This window comes from Flavobacterium pedocola, assembly GCF_053764385.1.
Window position 1 is genome coordinate 524,247 of the sequence record NZ_JBSNCR010000002.1, and the last position, 24,380, is coordinate 548,626.

Genomic DNA, 24,380 nt, shown 5'->3' on the forward strand with positions numbered 1-24,380 from the left:
TTATTAAACTTCCGCAAAATTACCCAAAAAAACATCGGATTGTCATTTAAATAACAGAATTTTGGGAAATCAAAAGTGCAGCATGGAATCGAAACAGCTCAAATGGATTTTATTAGCCTTGCTTTCCCTGATCTGGGGAAGTTCCTTCATCTTAATCAAACGCGGACTGGTAGGCTTAACACCTTTTCAGGTAGGTTCTTTACGGATGCTTTTCGCAACCACTTTTTTACTGATTTTCGGCTTTAAGAGCCTAGCCAAAATTCCGTTGGGTAAATGGAAATACATTGCTTTAACCGCCTTTACCGGAACCTTTGTCCCAGCTTTTCTGTTCGCCATTGCGCAAAGCGAAATCGACAGTTCCATCAGTGCGATCCTGAATTCGTTAACACCGTTGAACACCTTGCTTTTAGGGGTTTCTTTTTTCGGTTTGGCTTTTCAGCGGAATCAGTTTTTAGGCGTGGTAATCGGTTTGGCCGGAAGTTTGCTCCTAATCTTAAGCGGTGCTTCGCACAATCCCGATCAGAATTATTTTTACGCGCTTTTTGTGGTGGTGGCCACCTTATGTTATGCCGCTAACGTAAATTTTATCAAAAAATATTTATCCGACATTAACCCGATCAGCATTACAACCGGAAATTTTGTGGTGATGGCGCTTCCGGCTTTGATCATTTTAATTTCCACCGGTTTTTTCAGTCAATTGCACGAAACCAAAGTACAGCATTCCGTGATGTTTGTAGCCATTTTAGGCATCATCGGAACCGGAATTGCCAACATTCTTTATTTCAAACTGATTCAGATGACCTCGCCGGTTTTTGCTGCCTCTTCCGCTTATATGTTCCCGGTAGTAGCTATTTTCTGGGGATTGCTGGACGGGGAAATCCTGACAATGGTTCAAGTACTGGGTGCCGCTATTATCTTAGGAGGCGTTTATCTTGCTGCGAAAAAGCAATAAATTTCGCTTTTAGCCAATCACAGATTATCTGCAAGGCCTTCTAAACATCCTTGCGCACTTCATCATCACGAAACATAAAACCATAAAAAAAGGCTGTCCGTTACAGACAACCTTTTTCTTTAATAACTAATCAAATCTTATTTGAAATCTTCAGCAGTGATGCCTTCGTTGATTTTCACATCTGTAGTCATCAATTTCAAGTCGATACCGATGTTCATGTCGATTTCGTGCGGGAATTTGATTCCTTTTACTTCTTTGTAATTGCTGTAGTAAGTGGTTTGTGTCATTTTCTGACCTTGTCTTTCCATTTCTTTAGCTTCAGCCGTTTTCAAACCGGTTTTCACATCATAATAGTAAGTCGTTTTACCATCTTTTACCACATAAACATCAACTCCGTTTACGTTTTCGATGCTTTCTAATTTTGCAGTTGTTCCGGTCATTAAAACCAATTCCTCAAAAGGAACTGCACCGTCTTTCTGCTCTTTGAACTCTTCAGCCGTAAGTTCTTTTCTTTGTCCCTGTACTACTCTGTACCCGGATTTATCCCCTACAACCTGTTTCATCATGGACATACCCATCGCTTTCATTTCCGTCATCATTTTTTTGTCGGATACTTTAGTAGTCATTTCCACAGGTGTGCCCTGGATAGTTCCTGAAGATACCGTCATAACGGATTTTACAGCTTTTACAGCTTTCTCTCCACCAATAGCCTTAATGTAGTTGTCAAAAACCGTTTTAGTAGTTACACCGGCTGGAATAGCGATGCTCACTTTTGGTTTTTCAGCAGGATTACCGAATTTATCAAAGAACATGATCGGTAATTTTTCCTTAGCACTCATTTTCTCTAAACCTGGCAATACTTCAGAAGCTTTACCAACGATTACTACTCTTGTGTTTTCCGCCAAGAAGAATTTGTTTGCCACAGCTTTGATATCTTCAGCCGTTACCGCATTAATGTTTTTGATGTAGTTTTCGTAGAAATCTGCCGGTAATTTTTGTGTCTCGATATTTAAGGCATAACGAGCGATAGTTCCCGGTTTCTGGATCTGCATTACGAAGTTACCCACGTATTTAGCTTTGGCGTTTTTCAACTCTTCTGCAGACACCAACTCCGTTCTGATTTTTCTCAATTCGCTCATGAATTCCACAACTGCACTGTCGGTTACTGCATTTCTAACAGAAGCCCCTGAACGGAATTTCCCGATGTATTTATCAGCACCGATTGAAGAATAGGCACCATACGTCCATCCGTGTTTTTCACGCAAGTTCAAAAACAAACGGCCTTCTCCACCACCACCAAGGATTTGATTCGCCATAAGTGCCGCGAAATAATCCTTATCAGACATTTTCAGATTCGTAGTATTTACCAAAGCGATCTCCGATTGTACGGCGTTTGGCATGTCTACGAAACTGATTTGCGAATACTGAACGTTTTTAGGATCTGTATAAGTTAAAGAAGGCGCAACAGCTTTTTTCCAAGAACCAAACTGTTTTTCCACCATTTTCTGAACATCTTTCAACTTAACATCCCCAACGATTACCAAATAAGCATTCCCAGGAACATAGTAAGTATTGTAGTTCAATTCCACATCGCTCAAGGTTACGTTTTTGATGGTAGCCTCGCTTAAGTATTCTCCACTTGGGTGGTTTTTACCGAAAGCCAATACGTCTTCCACGCGACCCGCCACAGCAGTAACACTTTTCTCCTGAGATTTTAAGCCTTCCAGTAACTTCTCTTTTTCTTTGTCTAATTCCGACTGAGAGAAAATCGGGTTTAGCGCCCCGTCTGCCATCAATTCCATGATTCTTCCGGAATATTTCGACAATCCGCTGGCAGAAGCTCCGTTAGCGCTGAAGTTGATGTTCGCGCCTAAGAAATCGATCTCATCGTTAAACGCGTCTTTCGACATGTTTTTAGTTCCGTTACCGATCAGGGCGCTCGCTAAATCCGCCACTCCTTTTTTATCACCTTCTGCGTAAGGCGCATAATCGATCGTTAAATTGTAAGAAACTCTTGGTAATTTATGGTTTTCAACTACCAAAACTTTCAATCCGTTTTTAAGGACGAATGTTGTCGGTTTCCCAACATTTACTACCGGTGACGGACCTGGTTTCGGTTGTGTTCTGTCTTGTGCTTGCATAGTTATTGCTAAAAATAAACTTGCTGCTATATAAATGTACTTTTTCATATTTCGTTGTCCGTTAAGCTTAGTTTTGTGCTTTGTCTTTTGCAGGAACGTAATCTAAAATCAAACGTTGGTTTGGGTTCAGATATTTTTTCGCCACTTCTCTGATTTCTTCTCTGGTAACCGAACGGTAAATATCAATTTCAGTATTGATCAGGTTCACATCACCATATAACAAATAGAAAGACGCAAGGTTTTCAGCAATTCCCTCAACGTTTGCATTGCTGTTCACGTATTGGTTTTCGAATTTGTTCTGTAATTTCTGGAAGTCTTTTTCAGAGATTAGGTCGGTTTGGATTTTCACGATTTCCTCATCCACTTCTTTTAACAAACCAGCGGTAGTGTTTTCACCCATTGGTAAACCGTAAAGAATGTACATCCCGTAGTCTTCCTGAGAATAGTTGAACGCCCCGATTTGTAACGCCATTTTCTTATCATCAACCACTTTTTTGTACAATTTAGAACTCTTACCGTCTGACAAATAAGACGAAATCATATCTAACACTCTTGCATCACGGGTTTTCATGGACGGCGTTCTGTACGTAGCCACCATCATCGGAATCTGAATGTTAGGATCCTGCCAAGTAGCTTTGATGGTTTCCGCGATTGGAGCCTCTTCAAATTTCTGTCTTGCCACAGGAGTTCCTTTTGGAATCGCTCCGAAATAATCTTTAACCCATGCTTTAGCCTGTGTTGGATCGAAATCTCCCGCCACTACTAAAACTGCGTTGTTAGGGATGTAGAATTTTTTGTTGAACGCCTGGAACTCCTCTAAAGTAGCGGCATCCAAATGCTCCATTTCCCCAATGGTTGTCCATTTGTACGGGTGTACTTTGAACATATTCTGTTTTACGGCTTTGATCAGGTTTCCATAAGGCTGATTGTCCACGCGTAAACGTTTTTCTTCTTTAACTACTTCATTCTGAGTATCAACACCCACTTGGTTGATTACCGGGTGCATCAAACGCTCTGATTCCATCCATAAGGCCAACTGTAAGTTGTTGGAAGGGAATACTTCGTAGTAGTACGTTCTGTCGTCTGTAGTGTTGGCATTGTTGTTACCTCCGTTAGCCGTTACGATTTTAAACCACTCCCCACGAGCGATGTTTTTTGTTCCTTCAAACAAAAGGTGTTCGAAAAAGTGAGCAAAACCGGTACGATTTGGCTGTTCGTCTTTTGCACCTACGTGGTACATTACGGAAGTGATTACTACCGGAGCCGATTTGTCCTGATGTAAAATCACGTGCAAACCGTTATCCAGATTGTATTCTTCAAATGTTACTTTTTGAGCTGAAGCAACGCTTCCCAGCATCATCACTGAACCCAAAGCCATTAAAGATTTTTTCATAAGGATTACTAGTTAATTATAATTCATAAATGAGTGTGCAATTTCGTGAATTTGTTACAAAGTAGGTTTCGTTTTTTTTCAACAGCGCTGATTTTTAGTTTTTTAAGACTAAAATTCCAAAAAGAAGTTGTAGAATAAAGAAATAGTTGTATATTTGCGCACTTAAAATTTTAACTAAACATTATTGTTATGTACGCAATCGTAGAGATAGCAGGGCAACAATTCAAAGTAAGCAAAGACCAAAAGGTTTATGTTCACCGTTTAGCGTCTGAAGAAGGAGCGAAAGTTTCTTTTGACAAAGTTCTTTTGTTAGACGACAACGGAAACATAACTTTAGGCGCCCCAGCTGTAGAAGGTGCTTCAGTAGAAGCCAAAGTGTTACAACACTTAAAAGGTGATAAAGTAATCGTTTTCAAAAAGAAAAGAAGAAAAGGTTACAAAAAGAAAAACGGTCACAGACAATCTTTGACTCAAATCGTTATCGAAGGAATCGTTGGCGGTGGAGCTAAAAAGAAAGCGACTAAAAAAGCGGAAGCTACAGAAGAATAATTAACATTTAAAAACTAATACGTCATGGCTCACAAGAAAGGTGTCGGTAGTTCCAAGAATGGTAGAGAATCAGAATCGAAACGTTTAGGTGTTAAGATTTATGGTGGTCAAGCTGCAATCGCTGGAAACATTATCGTAAGACAAAGAGGTTCTAAACACAATCCAGGTGAAAACGTTTACATGGGTAAAGATCACACTTTACATGCAAAAGTTGATGGTGTAGTGAAATTCCAGAAAAAAGGTGATAACAAATCTTTTGTTTCTGTAGTTCCATTCGAAGCTTAAGAAATACTCTTAAATAATATTAAAAACCCGTTTCATCTGAAGCGGGTTTTTTGTTTTTAATACTTTAAACCCGTCACACTGCTTGATAAAACTACAGTTCTCAACAAACGTATTCACAATCATTCGCCCAAACCAGACCAAAACTCTCATAATAAATTTGTAACTTGTAGTACAGAATCTAATCACAAACAATTATGATAAATCCATTTTCAGAAAACGAAGTGATTATAATATTTATCATAATCATCCTGATCTACTTAATCGGGTACGAATTAATCCGAAGACTGGAGGTCACGGTAGACAAGAAATACGAACTGTCGCTGCGTCTTTTAGCATCACTTTCCTTCTTTTTGATCATCTACAACATCTACGTATCCATACGTTCCAGCAACAGAATCGAAGAAAACCGAATTTCGTACAATACCATAGAAAACATTCAGCGCAACTGGCTTGATCCGCAAAGAGAATTGCTTCAAAATTATCCGGAAGGCTATTTCCTGTATTCCAGCATGACACCCGATGCCGATTTTGGTACCGCCCAGCCTCAAAAGTACGACAGCACCAAAAGAAAACAACTGGAAGTGTATTATTCCCTTAGAGTATTTCAGTCGATGGAGGATTTCCTCACCACCGGAAGATATGACCAAACCGGAGAAAATGTCTGGATCAATAATTTTCTCATGTGGATGCAATCGCCAATACTCCGCTTTTACTGGAATAAACTCGCGTTCAATTACTCAAAAGACACCCGGGAATTTGTCGGGGAAATCATCAAAAAAAGCGACACATTGATCGCGTTACGAAACAAAAAAGGAAAGCTAACCAATCAGGATTACGACGCCATTTCCTCTAAATTTAACGTTGATTTCCGTTAAACAAAAACTTTCTCATCATAGCCGCATCATAAGAAACAAAAAACCCTTACATCACTGCAAGGGTTTTTTGCTATTTTGATTAATCACCAATTACTAGCGACTAATTTCTATTTACGGATTAGTATCTGTAATATTCCGGTTTAAACGGTCCTTGAACCTCAACACCGATATACGCCGCTTGTTCCGCGTTCAAAGTCTCTAACTCTACACCTAATTTCGCCAAGTGCAATGCTGCTACTTTCTCATCTAAGTGTTTCGGCAACATATAAACCTCGTTTTTGTAGTTCGCCGAATTGTTCCACAACTCGATTTGCGCCAATGTCTGGTTCGTGAACGAGTTCGACATTACAAATGACGGGTGACCTGTCGCACAACCTAAGTTCACCAAACGTCCTTCTGCCAAGATCAAAATATCTTTTCCGGCAATAGTATACTTGTCTACCTGAGGTTTGATTTCAATTTTAGAAGCACCATGGTTTTTGTTCAACCAAGCCATATCGATTTCGTTATCGAAGTGACCTATATTACACACGATGGTTTTGTCTTTCATCGCTTCAAAATGTTTTCCAACCACGATATCTTTATTTCCTGTTGTAGTGATAACGATATCCGCATTACCAACAACACTGTCTAATTTCTTCACTTCGAAACCGTCCATAGCTGCCTGTAATGCACAGATCGGGTCGATTTCAGTAACCGTTACAATAGAACCCGCTCCACGGAAAGATGCCGCAGTACCTTTACCTACGTCTCCATATCCGCACACAACAACTCTTTTACCTGCTAACATAACGTCAGTAGCACGACGGATAGCATCCACCGCAGATTCTTTACATCCGTATTTGTTATCGAATTTAGATTTAGTTACCGAGTCATTTACGTTGATAGCCGGCATGAATAAGGTTCCGTTTTTCATTCTTTCGTATAAACGGTGAACTCCTGTTGTAGTTTCTTCTGACAAACCTTTGATTCCAGGAATCAATTCCGGGTAACGATCAAAAACCATGTTAGTTAAATCACCACCATCATCCAAAATCATGTTCAACGGTTTTCTCTCCTCACCGAAGAATAACGTTTGCTCAATACACCAGTCAAAAGACTCCTCATCAAGACCTTTCCATGCATACACCTGGATTCCAGCAGCAGCAATCGCAGCAGCAGCCTGATCCTGAGTAGAGAAAATGTTACAAGAAGACCAGGTAACTTCAGCTCCTAATGCAATTAAAGTTTCAATTAAAACCGCCGTTTGGATCGTCATATGCAAACATCCTGCAATACGCGCTCCTTTTAAAGGCTGGCTTGCACCGTATTCTGCACGAAGCGCCATTAATCCTGGCATTTCAGCTTCTGCAAGTTCAATTTCTTTTCTTCCCCAAGCCGCAAGATTGATATCTTTTACTTTGTAAGCTACAAATGGAATTGTTGTTGTACTCATCTATATTAGTATATTTGTTTTAATAATCATCCGATAAATTTCGGAATGCAAAATTACGCAATTCCTTTTATTTTCCTATAGCATTTCACATATTTTGTGATTTGATCAGGATGGTAATGTTTTGATAAACAAGAAAATATAACATGCCGTTTTTTAAAGTTGTAGTAATAGACACCAGCACTAAGGTTTTTCTCTGGAAAATTACCGAAGATTTCAACGAATTGTTCCGTTCGGTTCGGCTGAAGGACGTTTCGCTGGCCCGACTGGAAGGCATGAAATCCGAAAGCCACCAGAAAGGCTTTTTATCGGTACGCATGTTGCTTCAGGAATTAGGCTACAGTGATTTTGATTTATATTACGACGACTTCGGCAAACCACACCTGAACGACGGAAAACACATTTCCATCTCGCATTCGTTTGATTTTTCGGCAGTGGCCATCAGCGACAACAATATCGGAATCGATATTGAACAAGTGAAAGAAAAAGTACTGCGGATTGCGCCACGTTTTATGGAGGTTTCCCACCTGAAAAACCTTTCAGAAAACGATCAAACCCGAAAAGCAACAGTAATTTGGGGCGTCAAGGAAGCCATTTTCAAACTGAAAAACGAAGCCGGCATCAGTTTTCAGGATCATATTTTCGAGGATCCCTTCCAACTGGACGAAAAAAAGTGCAATGCCCAACTGCATATCAACCATACCATTGAGCATTACACGATTTACTTTGAAGAATTACTATCGGCTGAAGGTGAAGAAAACAATCAGCACTACATTTTGGTTTGTGCCCAAAAATCCTAAGCAACCAACCTTCCGTTAGGCCACGAAGACGTTCAGTACAATCATCAGTATACTGATGGTCACGCTGGCGATGATTAAATTGAAGACCAATTTGGGTTTTTGCTGGGCCAGTATAGCGCCGTTTACAAAGCTGCAGGCAATAACCACCAGGGCCAGTTGCATCATTTGAAGTACCGAAGTACCGTTTTGCAGTATATACATGGCTGCCGCGCCTCCTAAACAACTTTGCCCTATGATGGCCAATGTGGTAAACCCTAAATAGCCTCTTTGAAAATCCTGAAATGTTTTTTGATACAGTGTCATAATCTTGTCATTTTATACCACAAATTTACACCCACTACGAAGGCTAATTTTATGATAAAAGTCATGTTACACTAAAAAAGATTTCAGTATTTATAGAAGAATATTTCAAAGATTGTTCCCAAAAAACTACTTTTACTGAATTAAAAAATATTCCGCAAAAAATGATTTACAGTGATATCTTATCAGCCAGAAAAGAAGGAAAAAAACTTCTGGCGGTTTTGCTCGATCCGGACAAAATCGTCCTGGAAGCTGTTGCCTCATTAGCGGAAAAAATCAATCAGTCACCAGCCACGCACGTGTTTGTGGGCGGAAGCATTGTGGAAGCCAACATCATAGACGAGTTAATTCTTCAGCTGAAGAAAAAACTGACCCTTCCCATTTTACTGTTTCCGGGCAACCCCTCACAGATTTCAAAAGAAGCGGACGGCATACTGTTTTTAACGCTGCTTTCCGGAAGAAATCCGGATTATCTGATTGAACATCAGGTCAATGCCGTGCCAATCTTAAAAAAAACCACCCTGGAAGTTATTTCCACCGGTTATATCCTCATCGAAAGCGGCATCCAAACCGCCGTGGAACGCGTGAGCAAAACAGAACCTTTAGCCCGAAACAATTCCCAGTATGTCCTGCAAACCGCTCAGGCCGGAGAATTTATCGGAAACAAACTGACCTATCTGGAAGCCGGCAGCGGAGCAAAACTGGCCGTTCCTTTGGAAATGATCCAAAAAGTAAGCCAAAACACAAACATCCCCTTAATTGTAGGCGGCGGCATCAGGTCTAAAACAGCTATCGAGGAAGCGTATGCAGCAGGAGCCGATTTGGTCGTAATCGGTACAGCTTTTGAAATCGACTCCAATTTTTTCAATTCCTAACCCAACAGCATGATCGAATTCTTTTTTGAGGCTTATAAAGACGCGTCCTGGCTGCGGATTATTCTGGAGTTCACAGCCTTTGTCTTTGGAATTGCCAGTGTCTGGTTTGCCCGAAAGCAAAACATTTTGGTCTATCCGACGGGTTTGATTGCCACCATCATCACCACCTACCTGCTTTGGGTAGCCGGGTATTTTGGCGACATGATGATCAACGGATATTTTTCGATCATGAGTATTTACGGTTGGTGGAATTGGGACAAAAAAAGAGAAAACAACACGGATTTACCCATCACAAGAACGAATTCTAAAGAAAAAATAATCGGAACAGCATTGTTTTTTTTGACAATTGTTGTAGTTTTCGGCATCTATAATTGGACCGGGCAGGAAATCCGAAAAGAAAACTACATCGACATAATCGCTTCGGGGATTTTCTTTACGGCAATGTGGTATATGGCCCACAAAAAAATAGAGAACTGGACCTTGTGGATCATTGGGGATATTATCGTAACCCCTATTTACGCCTATCGCGGTCTGGGGATGTTATCGTTACAGTATTTAATTTTTACGGTGTTAGCCATTTTGGCATATTTGGAATGGAGAAGGATATTACAGCAAAAGACTATTTAACCGCAGCATACGGTTTTACAGCATCTGATTTTAATCACATTAAGGACTATGGTATTTCCATGGATAAAATCCGCCGGGAGCTTTCTTTTTTTGAAAATGGCATTGCCAAAATCGACTTAAACAGAGCTGCAACGGCCAATGACGGTATTTTTTCTTTTTCGGAAGAAGACATGCAACTGCTTGCTGAGAATTTCGAAACCAACAAACACCACTACTCCATTGAAAAATTTGTACCGGCATCCGGAGCAGCCAGCCGCATGTTTAAATTCCTGATTGATTTTATAAACGATTTCAATGCCGAACAGGAAACCATCAATGCTTACATCAACAGAAAGAAATCTTTGGAACTTTCGGTATTTATGGTGGGTTTGGAAAAATTTCCGTTTTACGAAATGGTTCTCGAGGAAGTAAAAGCGCTCTATGACAATTACGACGAACTTTCACAGGACGAAAAATATTATTATTTCATAAGCACCATGCTGTCGCAGGACGGGTTTGACTTTGCCAACAAGCCTAAAGGAATCCTACCGTTTCACAAATACAACAACGAAATGGATTCCCCGATCATCAAACATCTCAACGAAACCAAAGCCTATGCAGAAAGCCAAGGAAAGCAAAAACTGCACTTTACGGTTTCCGAAGAACATTTGATCGAATTCAAAGCGATTGTCAACCAAAATAAGGATGAAACAGACGTTTCGTATTCTTTCCAGCAATTGTCTACCGATACTTTATCCGTCGATATGAACAACCAGCCGTTCCGACTGGAAGACGGGAATTTATTTTTTCGTCCCGGCGGCCACGGTGCCCTGATCGAAAACCTGGGCCAACTGGAAAGCGACATCATTTTCATCAAAAACATCGACAATGTGGCCTTCAATCATTTTGAAGAAATTGTCTTTTACAAAAAAGCCTTAGGCGGTCTACTGTTCCAGTTGCAACATCAAATCTTCCACTTCCTGCACCAGCTGGAAAACGACAACCCTGAAAGCCTGGAAAACATCATAACCTTTGCAGAAGAGAAACTTAATGTAGTAGTCCCGAAAGATTTTTACAAATACTCTTTTGAGAATCAAAAACAGGAACTTTTTCTGTTACTGAACCGTCCCATCCGGGTTTGTGGCATGGTTAAAAACGAAGGTGAACCGGGAGGAGGTCCTTTTTGGGTTAACGACGATAACGGCGCGGTTTCCCTGCAGATTGTCGAATCCTCTCAGATAGACGAACACAACGAAACCCAGAAAAAAATATTCGCCGGATCTACCCATTTTAACCCGGTAGATTTAGTGTGCGGGGTTAAAAACTACAAAGGAGAACGTTTCAACCTTACCGATTTCGTAAACCACAATGCCGGGTTTATCGTCCAGAAGACCAAAAACGGCAAAGACATCCGGGCTTACGAATTACCGGGGCTTTGGAACGGAGCAATGGCGAACTGGATTACCCTTTTCGTGGAAGTTCCGCTGGTAACTTTTAATCCGGTAAAAACCGTTAACGATTTGCTGAAACCGGCACATCAACCTGAATAAAAGTGAATCGCGTAAAAATTTTAACCGAGCTCGAGTTTAAGGCGGTTCGAAGCAGTGGCGCCGGCGGACAGAACGTCAACAAAGTTTCGACCAAAGTTGTTCTCAGTTTCAACGTACAGCAATCGGAAGGATTGACCGGGGAAGAAAAAGAATTGCTTTTCTGTAAACTTGAAAACAAAATCTCCAAAGACCATCTTTTGACAGTAAATTGCGACGAAACCCGCAGTCAGCTTAAAAACAAGGAAATCGCCATTGAACGGTTCCTGTCCATTCTTCAAGGGGCGCTTGTGGTTCCTAAAAAAAGGAAAGCCACTAAACTACCGCGTTCGGTTATTGAGAAACGACTGAAAGAAAAACGCAATCAGTCCGATATTAAGCAGTTACGACAAAAACCGAAACTGTAATTTCACCGCAGCACTTTTTTTTTGGGAATTATAAGCTTACCTTTGCCCCGTCTCAAAGGGGTGCTCTAAATAACGAGCTGAGATTATACCCGTAGAACCTGGAACAGATAATGCTGTTTAGGGAGGGCTGAACGTTAAGAAAATGTACAGTGTACATTTTTAGTGAAAGAGCCAGATGGCTGGTAGGCAAGTTTTTTGTCAATAACGTTCAGCAGAATATCAGATTTAATATTTTTTAAAAAGAATAATTACCCCTTTTATTCGTGCTATATTACGAATGAAAACCTTATTTAAAATTTTTACCGTCGCAGGTTTACTGCAAACCTCTCTTGGATTTTCACAGGAAGAACCTAAACAAGACAGTGTAAAAGTCAATCAGTTGGACAATGTATTAGTAGATGCTGTGCGTGCCAAAGACAAAAACCCGATTACGTTCACCAATGTTTCAAAAGAAGAAATTGCACCCCGTAATTTAGGGCAGGACATTCCTGTTTTATTGAATTACCTGCCTTCGATGGTTACTACCACGGATGCCGGTGCGGGAATCGGGTACACCTATATGCGTGTGCGCGGTGCCGATGGTTCAAGGATCAACGTTACCCTAAACGGCATTCCTTTTAACGACAGCGAAAGCCAGGGTACTTTCTTTGTCAACCTGCCTGATTTTGCCTCCTCACTGGAAAGTATTCAGTTACAGCGCGGGGTAGGAACTTCGACCAATGGTGCCGGCGCCTTCGGCGCGAGTTTAAACATGCAGACCAAATCCTATCAGGGAAAAGCCTATGCTGAAATCTCTAATTCCGTTGGAAGTTTCAACAGTCGCAAACACACTTTGGCTTTTGGTACCGGGCTGCACGATAATTTTGAAATCAACGCCAGAATTTCCAACATTCATTCCGACGGCTTTGTGGAGAGAGCCTCCAGCGACATGTTCGGTTATTTTTTCAACGCAAACTACATCACGGACAAAACCACCATTAAAGCGATAGTTTTTGGCGGAAAAGAAAAAACCTATCAGGCCTGGTACGGTTTAGATGCTGCCACATTAGGTGCTTTGGGATTAGACCCGGACAAAGTGGATAACGACCGTACGTATAACATTGCCGGAATCCAAATGAATGCCGCGGGAGAAATAACCGGGTATTACGACGATGAAACCGACAATTATCAGCAAAACCATTTTCAGTTGCATTGGAACCAGAAGCTATCCGAGAGCTGGCAATCCAACACTGCCTTGCATTATACCATCGGACAAGGCTATTACAAACAATATGTGGACGACTATTACTATTCCAACATCCTCTTTGCTTCCGATTCCCAATTAAGTTTCTTAGGACTGAATGATCTTGTTATAGATGGCAATACGGTTTCCTCCATAGACTATATCCGAAAAAGATGGCTGAAAAACGACTTCTTCGGGGCGACTTTCAACCTGAACTATAAAAAAAACAAAAGTGATATCCTTTTCGGAGGAGCAGCCAACCGTTATTTAGGCAGGCATTTCGGTGAAGTAGTCTGGTCGGAATACAATGCGGCTGACAGACTAATTTACTACCACAACATCGGAAACAAAGACGATGTGAATTTCTTCGCCAAAGCCTCGCAAATGTTCGGAAAGTTCAATCTTTTTGCCGACATGCAGTACCGTATGGTTTTCTATCAGGCCAGCAGTACCAAATTTAACGATGTTAACGACGTTTTCCGCTTCTTTAATCCGAAAGCGGGTATCAACTATCAGCTTAATTCAAACAACCTAGTATATATATATTTTGGTGTCGCCAACAAAGAGCCAAGACGTGACGATTACGAAAACGGAAGTACAAAACCAGAGCGCTTACTGGATTATGAGTTAGGATGGAAACACAGCGGTAAAAAAGCAAGTATCAATGCCAACGTTTTCTACATGCGTTACAAAGACCAATTGGTAATGACCGGGGCTTTAAATGATGTAGGGGCTCCTATTTTCACCAACAGCGGTGACAGTTACCGATTAGGCCTCGAGGTAGAATCCACGGTTAAAGTAACTGATAAACTAATCTGGCGCCCGAATGTTGCCCTGAGCCAAAACAAGAACATTGATTTCTACTTTCAGCGTGACGGCGAGTTAAAAAACCTTGGCAACACCAACATAGCCTACTCCCCAAATGTGGTTGCGGGCAATGCAATTACTTACGTCCCTGTTAAGAACTTAAACGTATCCCTGCTAACCAAGTTTGTAAGCAAACAGTATATGGGTAATATTGATTCGGAAAATTCCACCTTGGATGCTTATTCGTTTTCCGATGTGAATCTAACTTATCAGTGGAACATCAACAAAGGCATAAAATCAATCCTATTCTCAGGATTGGTGAACAATGTTTTCAATCAGGAATTTGAGTCGAACGGGTACTTTTACACCTACGACGACAACTGGTCTAATCCTCCTCAGGTTACAACTTTGGAGGGAGCCGGGTATTTTCCGCAGGCGGGTATCAACTTCCTTGTTGGAGCTACCCTTAAATTTTAAAGTGTTTAGTTAATATAGAATGCCAAAAGTCCCTGCAGGAATACTTTCTTTCAGGGATTTTTAATTGAATATCCTTAGGTAATTCCCCATCAACTCCACACGGTACTTTTTCATTGGATACTGCACTCCTGCCGCCTGTCCGCTATACAGACTGTATTCTTTTTCATCACAAGGGCAAAGCGCATTGATCCCGCTAATGGTCATGGTTGAGCAATCGCTTAACGCCTGGTTCGGACAAGCCCTGTCAAACGCATTGTACATGCCTTCACCGGTTTTCATAACAATCAGCCCCCGTATTCCGGAACCGGCAAGATTCACATAAACAGGATTACTTACATAGTTCAGACCGTTGTATTCCGGTAGGTTCAGATTGAGCTGTACATTCACCGGATAATTCGGTAAATATGGGTTATTATCATTTACGTTGCTGTCCTTGTCACAACTCAAAACCACCATCAGAAAAAAAAGTGCTGCGAATTTTCTCATCTTAAATAAATTGGAAAAACATATTGATAAACAAATTTAATTTAATTAACTTTGACATACGCATATTGAAATGCAAAAAAACGAATTAAAATAAAAAACAATATCTTTGTGGAAAGAAATCCCGTCCCGATGGGATTTTTTCTATTTATATAAACAATGAAATTATGAGTAAAGTATCGTATTATACAGCTGAAGGATTAAAAAAATTAAAGGACGAACTGGACCATTTAAAAAGCGTGGAGCGTCCTAAAGCCTCTGAAGCAATTGCGGAAGCACGTGACAAGGGGGATTTATCGGAAAACGCTGAATATGATGCCGCTAAAGAAGCACAGGGGCTGTTGGAAATGAAAATCTCCAAAATGGAAGATGTCGTTGCGAACGCCCGCCTGATTGACGAGTCGCAATTGGATGTATCCAAAGTATTGGTTTTATCAACCGTTAAGATCAAAAACCAAACCAACGGCATGGAAATGAAATACACTTTGGTTGCGGAAAGCGAAGCCGATTTAAAAACCGGAAAAATATCCGTTACTTCCCCAATCGGAAGAGGCCTTTTAGGAAAAAGCGTTGGTGAAATAGCCGAAATCAGTGTACCGAACGGGACTTTGAAATTTGAAATCCTTGAAATTTCCCGCGACTAACGAATTAAAACCAAACTCAAATTCTAAACAACATGGCTTCAATTTTCACACGAATCATTAATGGTGAAATCCCTTGTTACAAAGTAGCGGAGGATGATAATTTCATTGCATTTCTGGATGTAAATCCAAATGCGAAAGGTCATACACTTTGTGTTCCGAAGCAGGAAATCAACAAGATTTTCGACATGGAAGAAGAGCATTACTTAGCCCTGATGAAATTCTCCAGAAAAGTAGCCAAGGCATTAGAAAAAAGCGTAGCCTGTAAAAGGATCGGTGTTGCCGTGGTAGGTTTGGAAGTGCCACACGTCCACGTACATCTGATTCCGCTTCAGGACATGGACGATATGCGTTTTGAACGCAAAACCAGCCTTACTCCGGAAGAATTCAACCAACTGGCTACTACAATCCAATCCAATTTATAAAAAAGAAAACAGTTATAACAAAAAGGAGGATCCGAATGGATCCTCCTTTTTTATTGTCAATCACCAAAATTAATTAGCAATGATTATTTTTTGGGTATATTCTAAATTCTCCCCTTTAAGTTTGATCAGGTACACGCCGTTTTCAAGTCCGTTAAGTCTTGCCGTGTGCTCTGAAGAGAAATTAACGGTTTCGTCATCAAAAACAAGACGCCCGTTCAAATCGTAAACCTGCACGGAAAGTTTGCCCACATAATTATGAATAGCAATGTTCAAGATACCTCTTGTAGGGTTAGGGTAAATTCTAACTAAGTTCTGATTCGTAAACTCGCCTACACCCATAGCACAAGTAGGAGGAACACTAAAATCTTCCACCTGATCCTGGATCCCGGCCGTACCACTATTACTGTTACCGGACGAAGCATTAACCCCAACACCTCTTCTGGCAAAGGTTTCCCAAATCATACAATAATTCTGTCCGCCGGTAGTGGCCTGATCGGCAGCAATTAAAGCATCTCTTGCTGTAACAAAGGTCGGGTTACACCCATCAAGCTTAATAGCATCCAAAACCAGACGCATTACTTTATTGTTTCCGCCTGTTCCGTTGTAAATATTTGAACTGTAACCGTAACGGTCGATATAATTCCAGGCTAAATCCCATAAAATCACACACCAAACCGATCCTACCGAGTGACTGTCCACCGTGTTAGCCGAGGTCACCATAGCATTCGTACTTCCGTAAGTATGCGGATTAACCGCCATATTGGTCGAATATTTGTAGCGTCTGATTCCCATTCCGTCAGTTGGTTCATAGGTAGCAAATGTTCCGATTCCACGGGCATCGTTACGGGTATCACCCGGTTTGATCTGCATCATTAACCAAAACCAATCCGACCATCCTTCTCCCATTTGTTCAGAACCTCCCAGACAGTTTCCGGATAACCTTGTGGAAATCCCATGACCGTATTCGTGTGAAATGATCCCATTGTCGAAATCCCCATCGGTATTTAAGAACACAATATTCGGATTCGCCAAAGTCCCGTTAAAACCACCACTGCTCATAGCCGCAATCAACGCTTCACCATCTGCCATATTCATGGTCAAAGCCGGTATGGAAATGGTTGCATCCGATCCTCCCATAATCACGGTTCCGTTTGGCTGATTGTCTACGATCACCGCCGCAACAGCACCTGCCTGTTGTGCATTGAGTACCTTTTGAACAAAAGTACAGGTTCCTCTTCGGATTACCGCTATCTTACCGCTCAACAAGGTCGGATTAGCAGAAGCCGTACAAGCATCCGTGTTATCAGTTGTACCATCGTCAAATAAAACCAAATTAGCAGTAATCCCATCCGGCGGATCCGGTAATTCTATATGGCCTTGCTGAAAATTATTATCTCTTAACGTATAAGTCTGAGCAGCAGATGCCGGCGCATTAATGGTCAACGTCGGCTGAGGGCCGTAATCCCATAAATACATCTGCATTCTTGGCGCACTCCCATCACTTGGAGTAGCAAAGTTGGCATTGTTCATGTTAGGCGTCGTAAGAGTTGAACCGTCCTGCGCTTCTGCAATTACGGCATCATTCCCTGTTCCTCCTCTTCCATAATTTGAAATCTGGAAGTTTTTATTCAATTCATTAAAACCGTACTGATACCATAAATCGTGCATGATGTTATTCATGTAGAAAAGGTTTGTGGTTGCAGCCGGAAGATAACTTCCCGGATCTACTATGGTCCCGGGATAAGGAAAATCGAATACCAAAGAAGGATAAGTACCGCCTGTCGGAGAAACACCGGCTGAATTATTGCTGTCGGTATCATCTTTTGCGTATACGTTGTTCCCTCTGGTATAATTATACTGGGTAGTTCCGGAACCTCCTCCGATTGCAGCGTTTGTATTGTGCCAGCCGTTTGGTGAAGCAGCTGCCGTAAGCGGAGCTAATGGAGTTGTTGATTCCGGGTTGGTAACCAACTGACGTGCGCTATGATTCGGGCTTTCATAATTCCAGGGCACAACTCTGTATTGTGTGGTTCCCGGGGTTAATAAAACCGTTGAAGCGTCGTTTTTAAAAACCTTACTGCTGAAATTAATGGCACGGGTATGATTATGATTAGCATGATTAGAACCGAAGTGACAGGAAATAACCATGTCTTTCTTTTCCAATAATTTACCATTTACCGCATCCACTTTAAGGTTCCACAGATGGTTGAAATCCTGAGAATAAAACTCATAATCCCAGGCCAGTTTCAGCCCGTTTTCCCCGTCTTCTTTGAAATAGACCAATTCCGCACGGATAGGGTACTCTGTTAAAGCGCCGTTGGTCAATTTGTAATCGTAACCATTGGATTCCAGCACGTCGATTGTTAGCTGTGAAGGCCCGTCCAATGCCGGCAAAACTAGGCGCAGGGCTTCCTGAACATTGTAACTTGGTGCAGTCGCATTAACTTTTTGGGCAATATTGGGAATAAAAGCATCCCCGCCGTTAATGATTGCACCGTTTTTCATCCAAAAATTGGAATCGGAATTAAAAACTTCTATCCCGTTATAACGCTGTTTAACATGATAGTTGTTAATCCCTGTGGACTCGGAACTGAATTCGTTCACAATAACCAGATCGGTCACGTCCTGCTGGGTAAGCAAAAACTTGGCTCGGTTTGCCGTCGCGTATTCTTTGATTTTTTCCAGTGGATTCTGGGCAAATCCCAATAGCGGCACCAAAAAGAGCAAAGAAAAAGTAATTCTTTTCATGGGTTGTTGGTTAGTTTTTTTAGTTAAGTCTCACAAAATTAACATTTTAGTTGAATTAACAAAAAAATAACACTTTTTTAACTAGCCCCATTAATTATTTTAAAAAGTTGAACCGCTTTTCCGTCTGTCAACATCGAAACAAAATGACAGATATGCATCAGTCTTTCATATAAACTCATTTTCTCGGTCACGAATTTTTCCGGAAGCAATTTGAGGATCAAATCATCATAATTACTGGATTTTCCATCGAATTTGTGGTTATAAGCGGTACAGAATTTATCCAGAAGCGTATTGATCACCTGGTACCCCACCACTTCTTTTTCAATAACTTCCTTGCTCTGATAAATATTTTTGACACTGATTTTGATAACATCGTTCATCTGGGCCTTAAACTGACTTTTATCGGTCAAAGCCGAATGAAATTGCCCTTTCAGAATAAGCTCTTCGTTTTCCAAAAACACATTTACCGCATCGTTGATAAGACTTCCGATAGCCAAAGCGCGCAAATAACTGATACGGTCTTCTTTGGTCGTTAACGATTTGTATTTATCAGAATCGATATTATTTTTTACCAATTTGATCAGATATTCCAATGCAAATTCTTCCTGGATCAGGCCTAGGTTGATGCCATCCTCAAAATCGATGATGGTGTAGCAGATATCATCGGCAGCTTCCACCAGAAATGCCAATGGATGACGCTCGAAACCGACATTTCCCTCAGATTTATTCGGAATCATGCCCAATTCTTTGGCCACGTCATTGAAAAATGCTTTGTCCTGTTGAAAAAACCCGTATTTTTTATCGGAAATATTCGGAGTCGGTTTCTTCGGCAGACTTTCCTTCGGATACTTCATAAAAGCCCCTAAAGTCGCGTAGGTCAAACGCAAGCTTCCTTCCACACCCGGACGCGATGTGGATAAAACCGAAAAGCCGTTCGCATTTCCTTCAAAATCGATTAAATCCTGCCATTCTTTATCCGATAGGCTCCCTTTGTATTGTTGTCCGTTTCCGGTTTTAAAATACTCACCGATTGCTTTTTCTCCCGAATGCCCAAATGGGGGATTTCCAATGTCGTGTGCCAAAGCAGCCGCAGCCACTATCGCTCCGAAATCGTTCATGTGATAGCCGTGCACTTCTTTCAGGTACGGATACTTCTCCAGAATCTTTTTCCCGACCAATCGCCCTATCGAACGCCCTACCACGGAAACTTCCAGACTGTGCGTCAAACGCGTATGGACGAAATCCGTTTTAGACAAGGGAATGACCTGCGTTTTGTCCTGCAGGCTTCTGAAAGCAGAGGAAAAGATGATACGGTCGTAATCGACTTCAAAACCCAAACGGGTGTCATCCTGCTCTTTTCGTAATCGTTTGCTTGTATCGCCTTGTCGTTTCAGCGACAAAAGCTGTTCCCAATTCATCATAGGGTATAAGGTTTTAGGATAATTCTTTTTTCATGCACACACTGCTGGCCACGCCGACATACTGACCATAATTTGGTATGGACTGGTATCCGAATTTCTTATAGAGCGCAATGGCATTTTCAAGTTTAACGGACGTTTCTAAAAGACAGGCCGCAAACCCTAGTTCTTTTGCCCAGGTTTCCAATTCCGTGAGCATAGCGTTAGCGATTCCTTTGTTCCGATGGTCGGGATGCACAAACATGCGCTTGATTTCTCCCATTTCGGCATCGTATTCTTTAATGGCACCGCAACCTACCGCAACATTGTCTTGATAACAAACCACCACATTCGGAATATAAATCCGGTTGTACTGCGCAAAAAAGTCCTTTTCCTCTCCGTCGATATCAATCAGATAGGTGTCAAACAATTGTGTCAGCATTTGAAAATCCTGGTGGTCCGAGGTGGTTCGCAACAACTGCATGTTAGTGTAATTTATTGATTTCCGCCTGAATGATGTTGTTTTTCACTTCTTTGAAGACATGGTTTTTGGCTTCGGCAAAAGAAACCTCGTAAAGGCGCTCTAATTTCGTGAATTCCGGCGGATATTTCGCCAACAAACTGTCGTAATAGTTATCCAAAACTTCTTTGGAAGGCAATGTAAATTCCAGTTTCAGTTCAAAACGGCGCACTAAGGCTTCGTCTATCATCTGGATTTGATTGGTAGCCGCTATCAGGATGGATTTCTTCGGAAAATGGTCAATCAATTGCAGAATCGCATTCACCACGCGTTTCATCTCACTATTGTCTTTGTTGTCGTAATCGCGGATTTGCCCGAGCGAATCAAATTCATCAAAAAACAAAACCGCGCTTTCGTAATTCACTTCCTTGAACAAACCTTCTATGTTTTTAGCGGTTTCCCCCAATTTCGAAGAAACAATGCTCGCCAGGTTGACAATGATGATTTTCTTATCAAGTTTTTTGGCAATCGCTTTGGCCGTCATGGTTTTACCGCAGCCGGTTTTGCCATACAACAGCATTTTATTGATTACCGGAAGTTCGTACTTTTCCAACACTTCCCGAAACTGGTATTCTTTCAGGAACTGATTGATTTGTTTGGACACGGCTTCGTTGAAAACCACATCTTCCAGATTAATGTTGCTTCGGTCGGTGAAATATAACGTGCTCAAGAATTCCCTTTTAAATTATTTATCGTTGGCTAAAAAGAAGTTACGGGATTTCTTAGGGTATTTGTCGTAACTCTTATCACTTGGGTTTTCGATTACCGATTTGATGTTCACTTCATCGCCCAATTTGAAATTTGCTTCGGTATATTGATAATCCAACAGATATTCGCCACAGAAATAATTGCCGTTTTCATCTTTTTCGATAATTCCGGTATAGACACCTTTTTTCTTGTCTTTTGACATAATTTTACTTTTTTAAACCACAAAGGTACGAAGACCAAAACGATTTGCTGCTAAACAAAAACAGCCATCAAAATGACGGCTGCTTTCCTCTATTACTACAAATCAAATTCTTATTAACTATGATCCGCACATTTCACAGTCTTCCGGACCGGCGTTTTTAGAACGCTCCAACATCGCACGGAATTCTTCTGCGGTCATTTCCTCGTTTTCGTTGGCTACTTCTGCTGCCACAGCGATTGGTTCTGCTTTTTTGTCGTTGTTCAAGGTGAACTTGATCGCATCTACTGCCGATTTCGTTCTCAAATAATACATACCTGTTTTCAAACCGGACTGCCAAGCGTAGAAGTGCATCGATGTCAATTTAGAGAACGTTGCCCCTTCCATGAACAGGTTTAAGGATTGTGACTGATCGATAAAATAACCTCTGTGACGGGACATGTCGATGATATCTTTCATACTCATTTCCCAAACCGTTCTATACAATTCTTTGATATCCTGTGGAATAACATCGATATCCTGAATCGAACCGTTGGCACGCATGATCTCCTGTTTCAGGTTCTCGTCCCACAAACCTAAACTCACTAAATCGTGCAACAAGTGCTTGTTAACCACAATGAATTCTCCGGACAATACACGACGCGTGTAAATGTTAGAAGTATACGGTTCAAACGCTTCGTTGTTTCCTAAGATTTGTGACGTTGAAGCTGTCGGCATCGGCGCCATCAATAACGAGTTACGAACCCCGTTGGCCATAACCTCTTTACGAAGCGAAGTCCAATCCCATCTTCCGGATAATTCTTCGTCTTTTAAACCCCAAAGGTTGTACTGGAATTCTCCCTGAGAAATCGGTGAACCTTTGAAAGTTGAATAGGGTCCTTCTTCTTTTGCCATTTCCATTGAAGCTGTTACCGCTGCAAAATAGATGGTTTCGAAGATTTCCTGGTTTAATTTTTTAGCTTCATCCGAAGTAAACGGCATTCTCAACAAGATGAAGGCATCGGCCAAACCTTGCACCCCTAATCCTACCGGACGGTGACGCATATTGGAATTTTCCGCTTCCTTAACCGGATAGTAATTTCTGTCGATTACTTTGTTTAGGTTACGGGTTACACGTTTGGTTACATCGTGCAACAACTGGTGGTTGAACTGACCGTTTTCCACAAACATCGGAAGGGAAATCGACGCCAGGTTACACACCGCAATTTCATCGGCAGAGGTATATTCTAAAATCTCAGTACACAAATTCGAAGAACGGATCGTACCTAAGTTTTTCTGGTTCGATTTACGGTTCGCCGCGTCTTTGTACAACATGTATGGCGTTCCGGTCTCGATTTGCGACTCTAATATTTTTTCCCAAAGCTCACGCGCTTTGATGGTTTTTCTTCCTTTTCCGGCTTCTTCGTAAGCAAGATACATTTTGTCGAACTCATCGCCGTATACATCGTACAATCCAGGACACTCGTTCGGACACATTAAGGTCCAGTGTGCATCTTCCTGAACGCGTTTCATGAACAAGTCGTTCATCCACATCGCATAGAACAAATCACGCGCACGCATTTCTTCTTTTCCGTGGTTTTTCTTCAGGTCTAAGAAGTCGAAAATATCCGCATGCCATGGCTCTACGTAGATCGCAAAACTTCCTTTACGTTTTCCACCACCTTGGTCTACATAACGCGCGGTGTCGTTGAAGACACGTAACATTGGCACAATTCCGTTTGATGTTCCGTTGGTACCGCGGATATAAGAACCTGTTGCTCTAACATTATGAATAGACAAACCGATTCCTCCCGCCGATTGTGAGATTTTAGCAGTTTGTTTTAGGGTATCGTAAATTCCGTCGATACTGTCGTCCTGCATCGTTAAAAGGAAACAAGAAGACATTTGCGCTTTTGGTGTTCCGGCATTGAAAAGCGTTGGCGTGGCATGCGTGAAGAATTTCTTCGACATCAACTCATACGTTTCAATCGCGGCAGGGATGTCGTTTAGGTGAATCCCCACGGAAACACGCATCAACATATGCTGCGGACGCTCTACAATATGCCCGTTGATACGCAACAAATACGAACGCTCCAAGGTTTTAAACCCGAAATAATCGTAGTTGAAATCACGGTTGTAGATGATGGACGAATCCAAAGTCTCCGCATTGGCCATGATCGCTTCATATACCTCATCCGACAGTAACGGAGAAGCCTGTCCTGTTCTTGGGTTCACATAGTGGTACATGTCCGCCATGGTTTCCGAGAACGATTTCTTAGTATTTTTATGCAAATTGGAAACAGCAATACGAGCCGCCAATTGTGCGTAATCCGGATGGGTTACCGTCATGGAAGCCGCCGTTTCCGCTGCTAAATTATCCAACTCCGAAGTGGTTACCCCATCGTATAAACCTTCAATAACACGCATGGCAACTTTTACCGGATCAACCAAATCGTTTAATCCGTAGCACAAAATTCTCACTCGGTCGGTAATCTTATCGAACATTACCGGCTCTCTTCTTCCGTCTCTTTTTACTACATACATACTGTTACTGTTTTGAAGGTTAGTTATTTATTGTTGGCCCAAGGCCGTGAATTTTCTATATTATATCC

At 41.5% G+C, this 24,380-nt stretch carries 23 protein-coding genes; 12 read left to right on the top strand and 11 right to left on the bottom strand.

Annotation, left to right across the window (positions count from 1 at the left end; translation table 11 throughout):
* Positions 1 to 82: 82 nt before the first annotated feature.
* Positions 83 to 952 carry a DMT family transporter gene (locus tag ACWPKD_RS06375; RefSeq protein WP_455411833.1) on the top strand — a complete coding sequence of 290 codons (870 nt, stop codon included), beginning with the start codon at positions 83 to 85 and terminating at the stop codon, positions 950 to 952.
* A 137-nt stretch (positions 953 to 1,089) separates the two neighbouring features.
* On the opposite strand, the gene ACWPKD_RS06380 is transcribed toward ACWPKD_RS06375, so the two are convergent.
* Together ACWPKD_RS06380 and ACWPKD_RS06385 are read right to left on the bottom strand one after the other, a co-directional pair.
* Positions 1,090 to 3,141, bottom strand: a complete 2,052-nt coding sequence (locus ACWPKD_RS06380; RefSeq protein WP_455411834.1) for an insulinase family protein — start codon at positions 3,139 to 3,141, stop codon at positions 1,090 to 1,092.
* A 19-nt stretch (positions 3,142 to 3,160) separates the two neighbouring features.
* Complete coding sequence (locus ACWPKD_RS06385; protein WP_455411835.1) at positions 3,161 to 4,486, bottom strand: M16 family metallopeptidase; 1,326 nt, start codon at positions 4,484 to 4,486, stop codon at positions 3,161 to 3,163.
* A gap of 189 nt (positions 4,487 to 4,675) precedes the next feature.
* On the opposite strand from ACWPKD_RS06385, the gene rplU reads away from it, so the two are divergent.
* The 3 genes from rplU (at position 4,676) to ACWPKD_RS06400 (ending at position 6,195) form a co-directional block, all read left to right on the top strand.
* Positions 4,676 to 5,035 carry a 50S ribosomal protein L21 gene (gene rplU, locus ACWPKD_RS06390; protein WP_455411836.1) on the top strand — a complete coding sequence of 120 codons (360 nt, stop codon included), beginning with the start codon at positions 4,676 to 4,678 and terminating at the stop codon, positions 5,033 to 5,035.
* Between the two features lie 24 nt (positions 5,036 to 5,059).
* A complete protein-coding gene (gene rpmA / locus ACWPKD_RS06395) occupies positions 5,060 to 5,320 on the top strand; it encodes a 50S ribosomal protein L27 (RefSeq protein WP_023573269.1) in 261 nt (86 codons plus the stop codon).
* Between the two features lie 194 nt (positions 5,321 to 5,514).
* Positions 5,515 to 6,195 (top strand): hypothetical protein, encoded by a 681-nt coding sequence (locus tag ACWPKD_RS06400; protein WP_455411837.1) that lies wholly within the window; start codon positions 5,515 to 5,517, stop codon positions 6,193 to 6,195.
* 118 nt (positions 6,196 to 6,313) lie between these two features.
* On the opposite strand, the gene ahcY is transcribed toward ACWPKD_RS06400, so the two are convergent.
* Positions 6,314 to 7,630, bottom strand: a complete 1,317-nt coding sequence (gene ahcY, locus ACWPKD_RS06405; protein WP_455411838.1) for an adenosylhomocysteinase — start codon at positions 7,628 to 7,630, stop codon at positions 6,314 to 6,316.
* A gap of 143 nt (positions 7,631 to 7,773) precedes the next feature.
* Here ahcY and ACWPKD_RS06410 point away from each other — a divergent pair, with 143 nt between their 5' ends.
* Positions 7,774 to 8,427, top strand: a complete 654-nt coding sequence (locus tag ACWPKD_RS06410) for a 4'-phosphopantetheinyl transferase family protein (RefSeq protein WP_455411839.1) — start codon at positions 7,774 to 7,776, stop codon at positions 8,425 to 8,427.
* A gap of 15 nt (positions 8,428 to 8,442) precedes the next feature.
* On the opposite strand, the gene ACWPKD_RS06415 is transcribed toward ACWPKD_RS06410, so the two are convergent.
* Positions 8,443 to 8,730 carry a hypothetical protein gene (locus ACWPKD_RS06415; RefSeq protein WP_455411840.1) on the bottom strand — a complete coding sequence of 96 codons (288 nt, stop codon included), beginning with the start codon at positions 8,728 to 8,730 and terminating at the stop codon, positions 8,443 to 8,445.
* 161 nt (positions 8,731 to 8,891) lie between these two features.
* On the opposite strand from ACWPKD_RS06415, the gene ACWPKD_RS06420 reads away from it, so the two are divergent.
* The 5 genes from ACWPKD_RS06420 to ACWPKD_RS06440 all read left to right on the top strand — a co-directional run bounded on the left by ACWPKD_RS06420 (position 8,892) and on the right by ACWPKD_RS06440 (position 14,668).
* Positions 8,892 to 9,602 (top strand): geranylgeranylglyceryl/heptaprenylglyceryl phosphate synthase, encoded by a 711-nt coding sequence (locus tag ACWPKD_RS06420; RefSeq protein WP_455411841.1) that lies wholly within the window; start codon positions 8,892 to 8,894, stop codon positions 9,600 to 9,602.
* Between the two features lie 9 nt (positions 9,603 to 9,611).
* Positions 9,612 to 10,229, top strand: a complete 618-nt coding sequence (gene pnuC, locus ACWPKD_RS06425; protein WP_455411842.1) for a nicotinamide riboside transporter PnuC — start codon at positions 9,612 to 9,614, stop codon at positions 10,227 to 10,229.
* On the top strand, positions 10,196 to 11,758 hold the full coding sequence (locus tag ACWPKD_RS06430) for a DUF4301 family protein (RefSeq protein ID WP_455411843.1): 1,563 nt from the start codon (positions 10,196 to 10,198) through the stop codon (positions 11,756 to 11,758). Before pnuC ends, ACWPKD_RS06430 begins: the two co-directional genes overlap by 34 nt.
* 2 nt (positions 11,759 to 11,760) lie before the next feature.
* Complete coding sequence (gene arfB, locus ACWPKD_RS06435; protein ID WP_455411844.1) at positions 11,761 to 12,162, top strand: alternative ribosome rescue aminoacyl-tRNA hydrolase ArfB; 402 nt, start codon at positions 11,761 to 11,763, stop codon at positions 12,160 to 12,162.
* Between the two features lie 277 nt (positions 12,163 to 12,439).
* Entirely contained in the window at positions 12,440 to 14,668 is a 2,229-nt protein-coding gene (locus ACWPKD_RS06440) for a TonB-dependent receptor (RefSeq protein ID WP_455411845.1), read from the top strand.
* Between the two features lie 60 nt (positions 14,669 to 14,728).
* Here ACWPKD_RS06440 and ACWPKD_RS06445 read toward each other — a convergent pair whose 3' ends face one another.
* Positions 14,729 to 15,154 (bottom strand): hypothetical protein, encoded by a 426-nt coding sequence (locus tag ACWPKD_RS06445; protein WP_455411846.1) that lies wholly within the window; start codon positions 15,152 to 15,154, stop codon positions 14,729 to 14,731.
* Between the two features lie 164 nt (positions 15,155 to 15,318).
* On the opposite strand from ACWPKD_RS06445, the gene greA reads away from it, so the two are divergent.
* Together greA and ACWPKD_RS06455 are read left to right on the top strand one after the other, a co-directional pair.
* Positions 15,319 to 15,795 (top strand): transcription elongation factor GreA, encoded by a 477-nt coding sequence (gene greA, locus ACWPKD_RS06450; protein ID WP_455411847.1) that lies wholly within the window; start codon positions 15,319 to 15,321, stop codon positions 15,793 to 15,795.
* A gap of 32 nt (positions 15,796 to 15,827) precedes the next feature.
* The gene (locus tag ACWPKD_RS06455) at positions 15,828 to 16,217 is read left to right on the top strand and encodes an HIT family protein (RefSeq protein ID WP_455411848.1); all 390 of its coding nucleotides are present in this window, start codon (positions 15,828 to 15,830) and stop codon (positions 16,215 to 16,217) included.
* 69 nt (positions 16,218 to 16,286) lie between these two features.
* Here ACWPKD_RS06455 and ACWPKD_RS06460 read toward each other — a convergent pair whose 3' ends face one another.
* The 6 genes from ACWPKD_RS06460 to ACWPKD_RS06485 all read right to left on the bottom strand — a co-directional run bounded on the left by ACWPKD_RS06460 (position 16,287) and on the right by ACWPKD_RS06485 (position 24,312).
* Entirely contained in the window at positions 16,287 to 18,965 is a 2,679-nt protein-coding gene (locus tag ACWPKD_RS06460) for a T9SS-dependent M36 family metallopeptidase (protein WP_455411849.1), read from the bottom strand.
* 77 nt (positions 18,966 to 19,042) lie between these two features.
* Positions 19,043 to 20,383 carry a deoxyguanosinetriphosphate triphosphohydrolase gene (locus ACWPKD_RS06465; RefSeq protein WP_455411966.1) on the bottom strand — a complete coding sequence of 447 codons (1,341 nt, stop codon included), beginning with the start codon at positions 20,381 to 20,383 and terminating at the stop codon, positions 19,043 to 19,045.
* Positions 20,384 to 20,399: 16 nt separating this feature from the next.
* Positions 20,400 to 20,846, bottom strand: coding sequence for a GNAT family N-acetyltransferase (locus ACWPKD_RS06470; RefSeq protein WP_455411850.1), 447 nt, complete (start codon positions 20,844 to 20,846; stop codon positions 20,400 to 20,402).
* Position 20,847: 1 nt separating this feature from the next.
* On the bottom strand, positions 20,848 to 21,552 hold the full coding sequence (locus ACWPKD_RS06475) for an AAA family ATPase (RefSeq protein ID WP_455411851.1): 705 nt from the start codon (positions 21,550 to 21,552) through the stop codon (positions 20,848 to 20,850).
* A gap of 15 nt (positions 21,553 to 21,567) precedes the next feature.
* Entirely contained in the window at positions 21,568 to 21,792 is a 225-nt protein-coding gene (locus tag ACWPKD_RS06480) for a hypothetical protein (protein ID WP_455411852.1), read from the bottom strand.
* Between the two features lie 117 nt (positions 21,793 to 21,909).
* On the bottom strand, positions 21,910 to 24,312 hold the full coding sequence (locus ACWPKD_RS06485) for a ribonucleoside-diphosphate reductase subunit alpha (RefSeq protein WP_455411853.1): 2,403 nt from the start codon (positions 24,310 to 24,312) through the stop codon (positions 21,910 to 21,912).
* Positions 24,313 to 24,380: the final 68 nt, after the last annotated feature.

What these genes read in the sequence shown, in the direction of transcription:
- ACWPKD_RS06375 (WP_455411833.1), top strand. Translation starts at nt 83, where the DNA reads ATGGAATCGAAACAGCTCAAATGGATTTTATTAGCCTTGCTTTCCCTG.
- ACWPKD_RS06380 (WP_455411834.1), bottom strand. Translation starts at nt 3,141, where the DNA reads ATGAAAAAGTACATTTATATAGCAGCAAGTTTATTTTTAGCAATAACT.
- ACWPKD_RS06385 (WP_455411835.1), bottom strand. Translation starts at nt 4,486, where the DNA reads ATGAAAAAATCTTTAATGGCTTTGGGTTCAGTGATGATGCTGGGAAGC.
- rplU (WP_455411836.1), top strand. Translation starts at nt 4,676, where the DNA reads ATGTACGCAATCGTAGAGATAGCAGGGCAACAATTCAAAGTAAGCAAA.
- rpmA (WP_023573269.1), top strand. Translation starts at nt 5,060, where the DNA reads ATGGCTCACAAGAAAGGTGTCGGTAGTTCCAAGAATGGTAGAGAATCA.
- ACWPKD_RS06400 (WP_455411837.1), top strand. Translation starts at nt 5,515, where the DNA reads ATGATAAATCCATTTTCAGAAAACGAAGTGATTATAATATTTATCATA.
- ahcY (WP_455411838.1), bottom strand. Translation starts at nt 7,630, where the DNA reads ATGAGTACAACAACAATTCCATTTGTAGCTTACAAAGTAAAAGATATC.
- ACWPKD_RS06410 (WP_455411839.1), top strand. Translation starts at nt 7,774, where the DNA reads ATGCCGTTTTTTAAAGTTGTAGTAATAGACACCAGCACTAAGGTTTTT.
- ACWPKD_RS06415 (WP_455411840.1), bottom strand. Translation starts at nt 8,730, where the DNA reads ATGACACTGTATCAAAAAACATTTCAGGATTTTCAAAGAGGCTATTTA.
- ACWPKD_RS06420 (WP_455411841.1), top strand. Translation starts at nt 8,892, where the DNA reads ATGATTTACAGTGATATCTTATCAGCCAGAAAAGAAGGAAAAAAACTT.
- pnuC (WP_455411842.1), top strand. Translation starts at nt 9,612, where the DNA reads ATGATCGAATTCTTTTTTGAGGCTTATAAAGACGCGTCCTGGCTGCGG.
- ACWPKD_RS06430 (WP_455411843.1), top strand. Translation starts at nt 10,196, where the DNA reads ATGGAGAAGGATATTACAGCAAAAGACTATTTAACCGCAGCATACGGT.
- ACWPKD_RS06440 (WP_455411845.1), top strand. Translation starts at nt 12,440, where the DNA reads ATGAAAACCTTATTTAAAATTTTTACCGTCGCAGGTTTACTGCAAACC.
- ACWPKD_RS06445 (WP_455411846.1), bottom strand. Translation starts at nt 15,154, where the DNA reads ATGAGAAAATTCGCAGCACTTTTTTTTCTGATGGTGGTTTTGAGTTGT.
- greA (WP_455411847.1), top strand. Translation starts at nt 15,319, where the DNA reads ATGAGTAAAGTATCGTATTATACAGCTGAAGGATTAAAAAAATTAAAG.
- ACWPKD_RS06455 (WP_455411848.1), top strand. Translation starts at nt 15,828, where the DNA reads ATGGCTTCAATTTTCACACGAATCATTAATGGTGAAATCCCTTGTTAC.
- ACWPKD_RS06460 (WP_455411849.1), bottom strand. Translation starts at nt 18,965, where the DNA reads ATGAAAAGAATTACTTTTTCTTTGCTCTTTTTGGTGCCGCTATTGGGA.
- ACWPKD_RS06465 (WP_455411966.1), bottom strand. Translation starts at nt 20,383, where the DNA reads ATGAATTGGGAACAGCTTTTGTCGCTGAAACGACAAGGCGATACAAGC.
- ACWPKD_RS06470 (WP_455411850.1), bottom strand. Translation starts at nt 20,846, where the DNA reads ATGCAGTTGTTGCGAACCACCTCGGACCACCAGGATTTTCAAATGCTG.
- ACWPKD_RS06480 (WP_455411852.1), bottom strand. Translation starts at nt 21,792, where the DNA reads ATGTCAAAAGACAAGAAAAAAGGTGTCTATACCGGAATTATCGAAAAA.
- ACWPKD_RS06485 (WP_455411853.1), bottom strand. Translation starts at nt 24,312, where the DNA reads ATGTATGTAGTAAAAAGAGACGGAAGAAGAGAGCCGGTAATGTTCGAT.